The following is an 11,726-nucleotide window of genomic DNA, read 5'->3' as shown; positions in this document are numbered from 1 at the left end:
ACATCAATAAAACCTCATTATTTAAAAATGAAAATTCATATTTATTCTAAAAAAAATCATAAATTATTGAATTTTTTGTTTTTTTAGTTAAGTTCAAGAATTTTTAAAGTCGTTCTACAATCATAAAAAACGACCTGAAGGATCATACTTAAAATTATTTTAGTAATGAGAAAATATTAGTATGACGTTAAATAAAAAAGCAATACAATCAAAATTAGTTGTTATATATTTTTTAAAAAAACAACTATTTGCTCAATATCTTCTTTAATATTTTCCAAAGATAAATTTGGAGTATACTAAGAGAATTAATATGCAATTTTATTATAGGGGTTAGCATCATCTATTTTTTATTTGTCTCATAATAAATTTTTTCTAAAGAAACTTAAGATTAAAATATTTTTTTAAGTTTATTTTACCAAATATTTTTTTAGGAGCTCATTCAGAAAAATCTACTATGCTTTATATACTATGCTCTATTTATTAGAAAAAATCTTTACTTAGGGGGATCATTTTCTGAAGTATTTTTTTGGGATTTTTTCGTACGACACCAACCTTCAATGATACACTGACGTTTGCGAGCTAGGGTTAGTTGATACGAAGGAGCGTTTTGGGTGATGGTAGAACCAGCTCCAATAGTAGCTTTTTCTCCTATAATGAGCGGTGCAACAAGAGAAGTATTCGCACCGATGAAAGCACCATCTTGAATTTTAGTTTCCCATTTATTAACTCCATCGTAATTACAAGTGATCGTCCCAGCACCAATATTGACATTTTTACCAATAGAAGCATTGCCGAGATAGGTTAAATGATTTGCTTTACTATTTGGCCCCAAAGTTGTTTTTTTTATTTCTACAAAATTTCCTACTTTAGCTCCTTTTTCTAAAATACTGTTAGACCGAATACGAGCAAATGGACCTACCCTACAATGTGCTGCAATGTTGGCACCTTCGATGATACTATTTGCCTGAATTTCTGTATCATTACCAATGATCACGTTTTTTAAAATAACGTTGGATCCAATTCTTACATGGGATCCCAATTGAATTTCTCCTTCTAACACTACATTAACGTCAATAAAAATATCGTGACCAACTTGAATCTTTTCACTTCGAATATCTATTCGGTTCGGATCAGCAATAGTCACCCCCCTCAAGGCTAATTTCTGGACCATTAAACGCTGATAATAACGCTCCAAATGAATTAATTCCCAACGATCATTCACACCTTGTACTTCTTCATAAAAAAAGGGTTTAACACTGTTTATCGGACAACCTGCAGCAACCGCTAAAGCAACCGTATCGGTGAGGTAGTATTCTTGTTCAGAATTGTTGTTAGTGAGTCGAGTTAACCAATTTTTTAAATTTTTCACCGAAGCAGTCAGAATACCACTATTAATTTCACATATTTTTTGTTGTTGATCATTCGCATCTCTATGCTCTACAATGTTAATGATCTTTCCAGATTTATCACGAATAATTCGTCCAAACCCAGAAGGATCTGGTAATTCAGAAACAACTAAGCCTAATCCATTAGAGGGTGTCTTTTGTAATAAATCCCTGAGGGTTTGAGAAGAAATAAGTGGAACATCCCCATACAACACAAGAATTTGATCGTCATCATCACAAAAGGGGATAGCTTTTAATAGAGCATGCCCTGTACCTAATGGTTTTTCTTGTTTGATCCAATGTACTCCTAAATAACTCAATTTTTCTTGAAGCTGTTTTCCTCCACTGCCATAAACTACATGAATTGTATCAGCATTTAAAGTTTGCGCTGTTTTTACTACTCGTTCTAAAAGAGAAATACCACCTAAGGAATGTAAGACCTTAGGAATATTTGAAAGCATTCGTTTTCCTTGACCTGCTGCTAAAATTACAACCATTAACCCCATAAAAAATCTCTCATAATACATCCTTCAATCTTTTGAATGTTTTCGAATCATCTGAATGGCACGCAACTGAGCAGCAATTTCTGCAAGTTCTATTAGTGCGCGTGAATATTCAATTCCTGCCTTTTGTTCCTGTAATCGAAGTTCTGCTGCTTCTTTAGAAGCAATAACAACAGCTTCATCTAAATCAACAGCACGTAACACCGTATCTGCCAAAATGGTCACTATTTCTGGTTGAACTTCTAACATTCCACCCGACATATAAAATATTTCTTTTTTGTTTTTTTCTAAAACAACAGTGATGTGTCCTGGCTTTAAAGACGTTAAAAGCTGAAGATGCCCTGGGTAAATACCAAGCTCACCCATACTACCCGTAACAATAACTTTCTCAACTGTACCTTTAAATATACTAGCCTCAGCTGAAACGATTTCTAATTGCATTGTTTTAGTCATAATTTTTAATTATCAATATCTTATAACTGTTTTATAAACATAGAATCTGAAAATTTTTTTTAAGAATAATCCTTAGACAAAACAGTGTTCTCCAAAATTTTATTATAAATAATTATAAGGACTTTGCTTTTTCCATTGCCTCTTCAATAGTCCCAACCATATAAAAGACCTGCTCAGGAAGTTCGTCATATTCTCCACTAATAATACCTTTGAACCCACGAATAGTATCCTGCAATGCAACATATTTACCCGGAGCTCCTGTAAATACCTCAGCAACAAAAAAAGGTTGAGATAAAAACCTCTGTATTTTACGTGCCCGACGGACAGAGAGTTTGTCTTCTTCAGAAAGCTCATCTATTCCTAAAATAGCTATAATATCTTTTAAGTCTTCATACCTTTGAAGTATTTCTTGAACACTACGAGCAGCTCGATAATGCTCTTCGCCAATGATCAATGGATCAAGTTGGCGACTCGTAGAAGCAAGAGGATCAATTGCAGGATAAATACCTCGCTCAGCTATCTGACGAGAAAGAACCACAGTAGCATCTAAGTGAGAAAAAATGGTGGCTGAAGAGGGATCTGTTAAATCATCGGCAGGTACATATACTGCTTGGATAGAGGTAATAGAACCAGTTTTAGTAGATGTGATTCGTTCTTGAAGTACCCCCATCTCTTCGGCTAAAGTAGGCTGGTAACCTACTGCGGAGGGCATCCGACCCAAAAGAGCTGAAACCTCTACACCAGCTAATGTGTAACGAAAAATATTATCGATAAATAACAAGACATCACGCCTTTCATCCCGGAAGGCTTCCGCCAAGGTAAGTCCTGTCAAACCAACACGAAGCCTATTTCCTGGAGGCTCGTTCATTTGCCCATATACTAAAGCTACTTTATCCAAGACTTTAGATTCTTTCATTTCTTGATAGAAATCATTTCCTTCACGAGTCCGTTCACCCACCCCAACAAAAACCGAATAACCACTGTGTTCAATAGCAATATTACGAATTAATTCCATCATATTTACGGTCTTACCAACCCCTGCACCACCAAAAAGCCCTACTTTACCCCCTTTAGCAAAGGGACATAGTAAATCAATTACTTTAATACCGGTTTCTAAGACTACGCTGCTTCCCGATTGTTCAATCAAAGAAGGCGCTGCACGATGGATGGGCAAATATTCTCTAGCATTAATAGGACCAGCTTCATCAATAGGGTCTCCGAGAACATTCATAATACGCCCCAACGTTTTTTCTCCAACTGGAACCTTAATCGGCTTTCCGGTATTTACAACAGTAATACCTCGTCTTAATCCTTCAGTAGTACCCATAGCAATAGTACGCACTATGCCATCTCCAAGTTGCTGTTGAACTTCCAGTATCAACTGATTATCATTAACTTGAAGAGCATCATAAATTTTAGGGACAGCCTTTCGTGGAAATTCTACATCAACGACAGCGCCGATAATTTCAGTAATAATACCAGTTATTGCCATTTACCTTACCTCATTTTTGCTGACTTTATTCTACTGCTGAAGCACCTGTGATAATCTCCGCAATTTCCTCGGTTATTCCAGACTGACGTACTTTATTATAAATAAGCTTTAACTCATCGATGAATTGCCTGGCATTTTCTGTCGCATTTTTCATAGCTACCCTACGTGCACTTTGTTCACAAGCGATATTTTCAATGACAGCTTGATACACCTGCGACTCAATATACCGAACTAATAACATCTCTAATAACTCTTTAGAGGCATCAGGCTCATAAATATAATCCCAGAAACCTTCTTTAACTTTTTTAGGATCACCTATCAAGGGGAGTAATTGGCGAATTACTGGTTTTTGAATCATAGTATTTACAAATTCATTGGTAGCTATATAAATGGCATCAATTTTTTTGTGATTAAACTTATCTAGGATCACTTGCACCAATTTAATAATATCTTGCACTGTGAATTCATCTTTTATATGATCTACCACATTTATAATATTACCTTTATAAGCTTTAAAAAAGCTTTTACCTTTTTTACCAATAACACATAAATCAATCCCAATATTTTTTTCATTCCATTGTTTCATTGCCATCATAGCGGTACGAAATAAATGAATATTTAACCCACCACACAAGCCTCGATTTGTACTTACTATGATATAACCTACCTTCTTCGTTACTTTACGCTGTTCCAAATAAGGATGAGCGTATTCAGAATGGCTTGCAGCTACATGGCTAATGACTTTTCGAATTTTATTGGCATATGGACGAGACAACGCCATACGATCCTGAGCTTTTCGCATTTTACTCGCTGCTACAAGCTCCATGGCCCGCGTAATTTTTTGTGTATTTTTAATACTAGCAATCTTTGTTCGTATTTCTCGTACTTTAGACATAATTTTATCATTAAATTAAAATTAAAAATTAATAAGCCTGTGTTTTTTTAAATTCCTTGATCACAGCTTTAATTTTTTTCATCACTCGCTCAGAATAATCTGGATTATCATTAATCTCATTTAATAAATCTTGATCGTAATCGTGAAGGAAACTGATTAAGGATTTTTCAAAATCTACTACTTTTTTTAACTCTACATCTTCTAAATAATTATTATTCACGACATACCATACAATAACCATTTCTGCGACACTTAATGGCTGGTATTGAGGTTGTTTCAGCACTTCCATTATTTTCTGTCCATGCTCTAATTGTTTTCGAGTCATTTCATCTAAATCAGATGAAAATTGAACAAAAGCTTCTAACTCACGATATTGCGCTAAAGCAATTCTTAAATCGCCAATTAATTTTTTAATAATTTTAGTTTGACCTGATCCACCTACTCGCGACACAGATAAACCAGCATTAATAGCAGGACGAATACCAGCATTAAATAAATTAACATCCAAATAAATTTGTCCATCTGTAATTGATATGACATTGGTCGGAATGAATGCCGAAACATCACCCGCTTGAGTTTCAACAATAGGTAATGCCGTAAGCGAACCGCTCTTACCTTTTATTTTTCCCTTGGTAAATTGTTCTACATACTGTTCATTAACATTGGCTCCTCTTTCCAATAATCGGGAATGTAAATAAAAGATATCGCCCGGATAAGCTTCACGTCCAGGTGGACGACGTAATAAAAGGGATATTTGACGGTAAGCCCAGGCCTGTTTAGTTAGATCATCATAAATAATCAACGCATCTTGACCACGATCTCTAAAGTATTCCCCCATAGAACATCCCGCATAGGGAGCTATATACTGTAAAGCAGCTGCTTCTGAAGCACTTGCATTCACAACAATAGTATATTCCATTGCTTTGTGTTCTACTAATTTACGCACCACAGCTGAAACAGAGGACTGCTTTTGCCCAATAGCAACGTAAATACATTTTACATTAGTATGCTTTTGATTAATGATCGTATCAATAGCAATAGCAGTTTTTCCTGTTTGACGATCACCGATAATTAATTCTCGTTGACCACGACCGATCGGAACCATTGCATCGATTGATTTAATTCCAGTTTGCAAAGGTGTATCTACAGATTTTCGAGTAATGACACCAGGTGCAACTTTTTCAATAGGGGAAGTAAGTGTAGTTTTAATAGAACCTTTGCCGTCTATAGGGTCGCCAACAGCATTCACTACTCGCCCTAACAAAGCTTCACCTACTGGAACTTCTAAAAGTTGTCCGGTACAGCGAGCCGTCATCCCTTCTTCTAAATGTTCATACGGCCCCATTACAATAACCCCAACTGAATCACGTTCAAGGTTAAATGCTAAACCAAACTTATTTTCTGGAAATTCAATTAATTCCCCGAACATAACATCACGTAGCCCATAAACTCGAACAATACCATCTTTAAGATTAACGATAGTACCCTCCGTACGCTCTTCAGTTTGAATACCAAACTTTTCAATACGCGATTTAATAATCGCGGTAATTTCGGCTGATCGTAATTTTCTTATCATAAAAGGTTACCCCTTTAACTTTTCTGCCAATCGGGTTAGCTTACATCTAATAGAACCATCCATGACCCAATTACCAGAACGAATAATAGCACCTCCTATCAAAGATTTATCAATTATAACTTTTAATTTTACTGCAGTATTAAATCGTTTTGCTAGATTCTGTTTCACTTGTTTCCGATGGTGATTGCTTAAAGAAAAAGCAGATATCATTTCAACCTCTGTTACAGATTGATAATCATTTAAAAGCTTAGAGTAGATCAAAGTGATATCGGGTAAAGCAATTAATATTTTTTCATTCATCAACAGTTGAACAAAATTCTCTAATCTTTTTTTAGGGATCTCAGTAGTTTCGGAAGCAATTTCAAAAAGTAGTTCTAGCAATAAATCTTTTACTTCTTCATAGGAAAGCTTGGGATGATTTATGATTGAAATTATTGATTTATTCTTAAGAATTTTTGAAAGTGTATTTAATACTATCCACCAAGAAGCTAATTGATCTGTCTCTTTAGCTACCGCAAAGAGCGCTTTGGCATAGGGTCTTGAAAGTGTTAAATATAAAGCCATCCTTAAATCTCACTAACCAATTCCTCAATCAAATGATCATTGCTAGCTTTATCCACCTCACCTTGTAAAATTTTTTTTGCGCCGGCTACAGCGATGTCAGATACCAGATTAAGCAATTCTGTTTTTGCTATATTATATTCCTGTTCAATATCATTTTTGGCTAACTGGAAGAGTTGTATACTTTCTTCACGAGCTTTATTTTTAGCATCTTCAATTATGTTATAAGCACGTTGATTAGCTTCTTTAATTATTTGAACCGCTTGTGCTTTTGCCTCCACTAATTTTGCATTCGCTTTAATTTCTGCTACTTCAAGCTCTCTATGAGCTTTTTCGGCAGCAGCTAATCCATCCATAATATTTTTACGACGAGTTTCTAAGGCCTTAATAATCGGCGGCCATATAAACTTCATCGTTAGTCCAACAAAAACTATGAAAACTAGCATTTGTATTATTAACGATGCATTAATATCCACTATAATTACCTCTTTTTTATACTTCACACTTTTTTATTCTTTGATCCATGGATCATAATACACTCAGTGTGATTTTATTGACCAGTAGTAGCTCTGCCTACAGCTTTTACTACGGCATTCAAAAATGGATTACGAGCAAAAATCAAAATTAAGCCCATGACCAGCGAAATAGCCGCAAATGCATCCACTAATCCTGCCATTAAAAACATCCGAATCATCAACATGGTTGATAACTCAGGTTGCCGAGCGACACCTTCTAAAAACTTTCCTCCAAGCATCCCAAAGCCAATGGCCGTTCCCATAGCTGCAAGTCCAATCAATAAGCCTGCCGCAATCGCTGAAAGCCCTTGAACACTTGCAATTAATTGAGCAATATTCATAAATTCAACTTCTCCTCTTTTACTATTAATGTGATTCTGATGCGAGACTGATATATACAACCGTCAGCATCATAAAAATAAATGCTTGAACTGTAATCACCAACAAGTGGAATACAGTCCAAACCATACCTAATGTAAACTGACTCCAGTAGGGTAACAACGCAATTAATATAAAAATTAATTCTCCTGCAAAAAGATTTCCAAAAAGTCGTAACGCCAAAGAAATTGGTTTAACTCCTTCATCAATCAAACGAAAAATTATATTAATAGGCATAAGATACCAGCCAAACGGTCGACTTAAAATTTCTTTCCCTAACCCAATAACGCCTTTTATTTTGAAGTTATAAAAAATTACCAAAATAAAAATGGTAATTGAGATAGCAAAAGTTAAAGTTGGATCTGCGGTAGGAACTGCTTTAAAATGCTTCACATCAGCAAAATCAAATAAGCGGGGTATTAGATCAATAGGAAGAAGATCCATAAAATTCATTAAAAACACCCAAATGAAAATAGTTAAAGCTAGCGGTGCTACTAAACTTCGATCACCATGAAAAGAATCTTTAACTGTGTTATCAACTGCTTCTACAGCCATTTCTACAAAATTTTGTCCTTTCCCAGGAATATTAGATGTTGCATGTCGTGAAATCAAATAAAATAGAGTAAGAAATAAGACACCAAGTATTATAGAAATAATAAGGGTATCCAAATTAAGTGTCCAAAAGCCGCCATCCGTAAATGTAAAATTATGTAGATTCAGCTTCCAATGGACCATATGATGCTGAACATATTCGAGTGATGTTAAGTTAACCTGTATACTCATTTCGATTTTATCTAAATTTTAATAACTAACGGTGCAAGGAAAAATCCAAATTTAGTGCCCACCAATCCCATAATAAACGGCACAATAGAGACTGGAATATATAAAATAATTATAATTACTAGTCCAGCACTCAGTGTTAATTTAATTACTTCCCCTAAATAAAAGTTCACTATGGTTTGTTTGACCTTTATAGGGCTTGAAGTATCAAATCTTGAAGTATCAAATAAACAGTAAGCAAAATAAAGATTTGGTAACAAATAAGCTATACCTCCTAGCAGCACAGAGAGACTTTCTATTTCTCCCTTTATCCACCATCCCAAGGCAATAAAAACTACGATCATCGCTTGCATTCCGGCTAAGCGGTAAGCCATTAGGAGAAATGATCCTGTTTCCTTATTTAGAGGAGACTGTTGACGTATACCACCTCTAACCATCGAACAATAGTTAGAATCTTTTCTGAGTTTATAGATTTTTTGTAGAGGTTTCAAGGTTAAACCCAAAGTTCTTGTTAGAAATACAATTCCAGAGCTGACATTAATATCATTTAGTAGATATCAATATCATTTATTGATACATAATCATTATTATCTTTTTAGTATTTTTCTTATTTCGTATCCTCGAAATATATCTATAATAAAGTACCAAAAAAATTATACAAAGTACAAGATTAAGAAGATAATAAAAACAACTTTAAAATATAAATAAAATAACTTTAGTGATACTCGTAGACAGACTCTTAATACCATATACCAGTAAAGCTCTATAAAAGTACTGCGATGATCCTAAGAAGATAGAAATATTTAGTACTTAATTAAACCAAATATGAGTACTTAAAGATAACATCATAAATGATGCTATCTTATATTTACTAGGTGTATCCCCCCCGACTGTCTTTAAGATTAAAAGAAAAAAGAAAAAATTAAAAAAGCTACTAATGAGTTCTTTTATCAGAAGTATAAGCTCTTCTAGATCGCACAAAGACCAGGATAAATAAAATTACAAATACTAAAATTGATAAATACAAATACTAAAATTTACAAATAAAAAAGCACTGTCAAATCTTAACAAGAGCTTTAGATGCTATTAGATATAGTTATATATCTCAAATATAGCGGCAATTAAAGCAATCGCAAAGAAAATTATAACTCAGGAAGCTTATAATTGTTGATAATTTCCTGAATAATCATCGCTGGTTTTTAAATGCAATGGATATACAGAATCGGGGCAAATAAATTTAAGGCTTTTGAAACAAGTCTTTTTAATTTAAGAATATTCACAATAAATAAAATCAATCCTTGAAAAGCTAAACAACTAAAGTACCACACTTATTCCTATCCATAGACTATTTAAAAAATTAAAAAGATGATTATAAAACTAATGACCAATAAAATTAATATCTTTCTAGGAAAGATGTATACAGGACAAACATGTTTCGCAAATATATTGCTCATTATTAAAGTAGCACTAGATTTATTATTAATAATAAACTAACGGTCTATCAAGGATAGTAGCTCACCGTATAAGTAAGTTAACATACCATTCTAAAAACTCAAAAAAAAATAAGGCTTTATTTTAAGGATCAATACTCCGCAATACTCTTTTCTTAGCAACTTAGTTACTAAGTACTAAGAAAATCAAATCATAGATTGAGGCCTTTAAAATCATCTATACATCTATACATGGAAAAGCTTTAGGGTCTTAAAACTAGACTCGATATTTTAAGAGAGCCTAAACTCAAAACTACCTAAACTCAATTATTTATGTAAAGCTCTATACCAAATATTGATTTCATATATATTTTACTGAAAAGACAGATATAGAGATATTTTAAGAGCCATTAATACATAACAATACGTCCAAATAATACGTGCAATTAAAAATTTGAAGATTTATATATAACTTGACATCAATGATGTCAAATGTTTTTTTTAAAATTATTTCAACTCCCCACACTATAACTTCTTTCTTAATAAAGACATTCAAATAAGAAGGTAATTAAGCGTCTCAATTTTTAAAGAAAAAATAAAAATATTTATATTTTTACAAATATCGTTCCCATACAACATTATAATTTCTGTTTATATCACATTATTAATCCAAAAAAATTAATTCTCTGTGGAATAAATATAAGAAGTGAAATAAGAAGTGAAATAAACAACAACTGAACAATCTCTAAATGTTATCTTAAAGCAAATCCCAACCCTTGAAATACGAAATAAATAATTTTAAGTGCCTAACCAAACATATCTTCTAAAGTATAACATTATACAATACCCTATTTAGCTAAATATACTAACTATATATCCTGATTTCTCCCAATATAACAAACCAAAGCCCACATAACATTAAGCAGAAAACAACTTAAGTTAAATGAGAGCAAAGTTATAAAAAATATAAATCAATAATACTATAAACATTATTATTCTAATGTTATTATTTAAGATTTTTCAAAATTTTATAATCATTTCCAAATTTTATAATCAATAAATAATATAACTCCCACTCTAAATATAGAGTAAAGAGTAAATTTAAAAATAGCCATACATAATTAGGTTATAACAATAACTATTCCCCCAGTGCAAAAATCTGATACATTTATTAATCCCTACTTTTTTGAGTTAAATAAGCAATCAAAAAATTAAAATCACTTGAAATAACTAGAGTTAACCTAATCATATCATCCCTAAGTAATACTTATTCGTTTTATTATTCATTGTTTTAAAAACATTAGATAAATTCTCTTAGAAAATTATGCTGTTATTAAATTAATTATTTATTTTACAATATATTTAGCAATATAATCAGAAGAAGTGTTTGATATTACAATTACATATCATCTTAGTCTGTTACTTGGAAAATAAAAAAATAAACAGATAGGAATTCTAGTTTTTGCTAATTAAAAAAGACTAGCACATAGGATTTCTTCATCTTAGTAATAGCAATAAAAGCAATGAAGATTATTAATTCAATATTCAAAAGCTATTTTAAAAGGATCTAATTTAATCAGGTAGATCCCATTATTTAACTAAACGTCGTTTTAGGAAAAATCAGTATAGATCGTTTTAGCTTTAGACATGATTAATGAGATGGATATTTAAATGACTTTTATAAAAATCCATGTAATTGATCGTTAGTGAATCTATTTTTTTATAAATATTTTTATGATTGGAATTATTAAAATTCCA

Annotated in this window: 10 protein-coding genes; all 10 read right to left on the bottom strand. The window is 32.6% G+C overall.

What is annotated here, in order from left to right; translation table 11 throughout:
* Positions 1–493 precede the first annotated feature (493 nt).
* Entirely contained in the window at positions 494–1,891 is a 1,398-nt protein-coding gene (glmU, locus tag CLERM_RS02060; protein WP_102156942.1) for a bifunctional UDP-N-acetylglucosamine diphosphorylase/glucosamine-1-phosphate N-acetyltransferase GlmU, read from the bottom strand.
* Between the two features lie 24 nt (positions 1,892–1,915).
* The gene (locus CLERM_RS02055; RefSeq protein ID WP_102156941.1) at positions 1,916–2,341 is read right to left on the bottom strand and encodes a F0F1 ATP synthase subunit epsilon; all 426 of its coding nucleotides are present in this window, start codon (positions 2,339–2,341) and stop codon (positions 1,916–1,918) included.
* 112 nt (positions 2,342–2,453) lie between these two features.
* The gene (atpD, locus tag CLERM_RS02050; protein WP_102156940.1) at positions 2,454–3,833 is read right to left on the bottom strand and encodes a F0F1 ATP synthase subunit beta; all 1,380 of its coding nucleotides are present in this window, start codon (positions 3,831–3,833) and stop codon (positions 2,454–2,456) included.
* A 25-nt stretch (positions 3,834–3,858) separates the two neighbouring features.
* The gene (atpG, locus tag CLERM_RS02045) at positions 3,859–4,728 is read right to left on the bottom strand and encodes a F0F1 ATP synthase subunit gamma (protein WP_102156939.1); all 870 of its coding nucleotides are present in this window, start codon (positions 4,726–4,728) and stop codon (positions 3,859–3,861) included.
* A 28-nt stretch (positions 4,729–4,756) separates the two neighbouring features.
* The gene (gene atpA / locus CLERM_RS02040) at positions 4,757–6,304 is read right to left on the bottom strand and encodes a F0F1 ATP synthase subunit alpha (RefSeq protein WP_102156938.1); all 1,548 of its coding nucleotides are present in this window, start codon (positions 6,302–6,304) and stop codon (positions 4,757–4,759) included.
* A gap of 6 nt (positions 6,305–6,310) precedes the next feature.
* Positions 6,311–6,868: a F0F1 ATP synthase subunit delta gene (locus CLERM_RS02035; RefSeq protein ID WP_102156937.1), complete on the bottom strand. Its 558-nt coding sequence runs from the start codon at positions 6,866–6,868 to the stop codon at positions 6,311–6,313.
* A gap of 2 nt (positions 6,869–6,870) precedes the next feature.
* On the bottom strand, positions 6,871–7,341 hold the full coding sequence (locus tag CLERM_RS02030) for a F0F1 ATP synthase subunit B (RefSeq protein ID WP_102156936.1): 471 nt from the start codon (positions 7,339–7,341) through the stop codon (positions 6,871–6,873).
* Between the two features lie 74 nt (positions 7,342–7,415).
* The gene (gene atpE, locus CLERM_RS02025) at positions 7,416–7,721 is read right to left on the bottom strand and encodes a F0F1 ATP synthase subunit C (RefSeq protein WP_102156935.1); all 306 of its coding nucleotides are present in this window, start codon (positions 7,719–7,721) and stop codon (positions 7,416–7,418) included.
* A 25-nt stretch (positions 7,722–7,746) separates the two neighbouring features.
* Positions 7,747–8,541 carry a F0F1 ATP synthase subunit A gene (gene atpB, locus CLERM_RS02020; protein WP_102156934.1) on the bottom strand — a complete coding sequence of 265 codons (795 nt, stop codon included), beginning with the start codon at positions 8,539–8,541 and terminating at the stop codon, positions 7,747–7,749.
* An 11-nt stretch (positions 8,542–8,552) separates the two neighbouring features.
* A complete protein-coding gene (locus CLERM_RS02015) occupies positions 8,553–8,975 on the bottom strand; it encodes an ATP synthase subunit I (RefSeq protein WP_102156933.1) in 423 nt (140 codons plus the stop codon).
* Positions 8,976–11,726: the final 2,751 nt, after the last annotated feature.

The organism is Coxiella-like endosymbiont (assembly GCF_002871095.1).
Classification (GTDB): domain Bacteria; phylum Pseudomonadota; class Gammaproteobacteria; order Coxiellales; family Coxiellaceae; genus Coxiella.
Note: the sequence above shows the minus strand (reverse complement) of the source record. Positions and strands in the feature narration are given on the sequence as shown.

Excerpts from the sequence above, each read along its gene's own strand:
- glmU (WP_102156942.1), bottom strand. The coding sequence starts at position 1,891 with ATGGGGTTAATGGTTGTAATTTTAGCAGCAGGTCAAGGAAAACGAATG.
- CLERM_RS02055 (WP_102156941.1), bottom strand. The coding sequence starts at position 2,341 with ATGACTAAAACAATGCAATTAGAAATCGTTTCAGCTGAGGCTAGTATA.
- atpD (WP_102156940.1), bottom strand. The coding sequence starts at position 3,833 with ATGGCAATAACTGGTATTATTACTGAAATTATCGGCGCTGTCGTTGAT.
- atpG (WP_102156939.1), bottom strand. The coding sequence starts at position 4,728 with ATGTCTAAAGTACGAGAAATACGAACAAAGATTGCTAGTATTAAAAAT.
- atpA (WP_102156938.1), bottom strand. The coding sequence starts at position 6,304 with ATGATAAGAAAATTACGATCAGCCGAAATTACCGCGATTATTAAATCG.
- CLERM_RS02035 (WP_102156937.1), bottom strand. The coding sequence starts at position 6,868 with ATGGCTTTATATTTAACACTTTCAAGACCCTATGCCAAAGCGCTCTTT.
- atpE (WP_102156935.1), bottom strand. The coding sequence starts at position 7,721 with ATGAATATTGCTCAATTAATTGCAAGTGTTCAAGGGCTTTCAGCGATT.
- atpB (WP_102156934.1), bottom strand. The coding sequence starts at position 8,541 with ATGAGTATACAGGTTAACTTAACATCACTCGAATATGTTCAGCATCAT.
- CLERM_RS02015 (WP_102156933.1), bottom strand. The coding sequence starts at position 8,975 with ATGGTTAGAGGTGGTATACGTCAACAGTCTCCTCTAAATAAGGAAACA.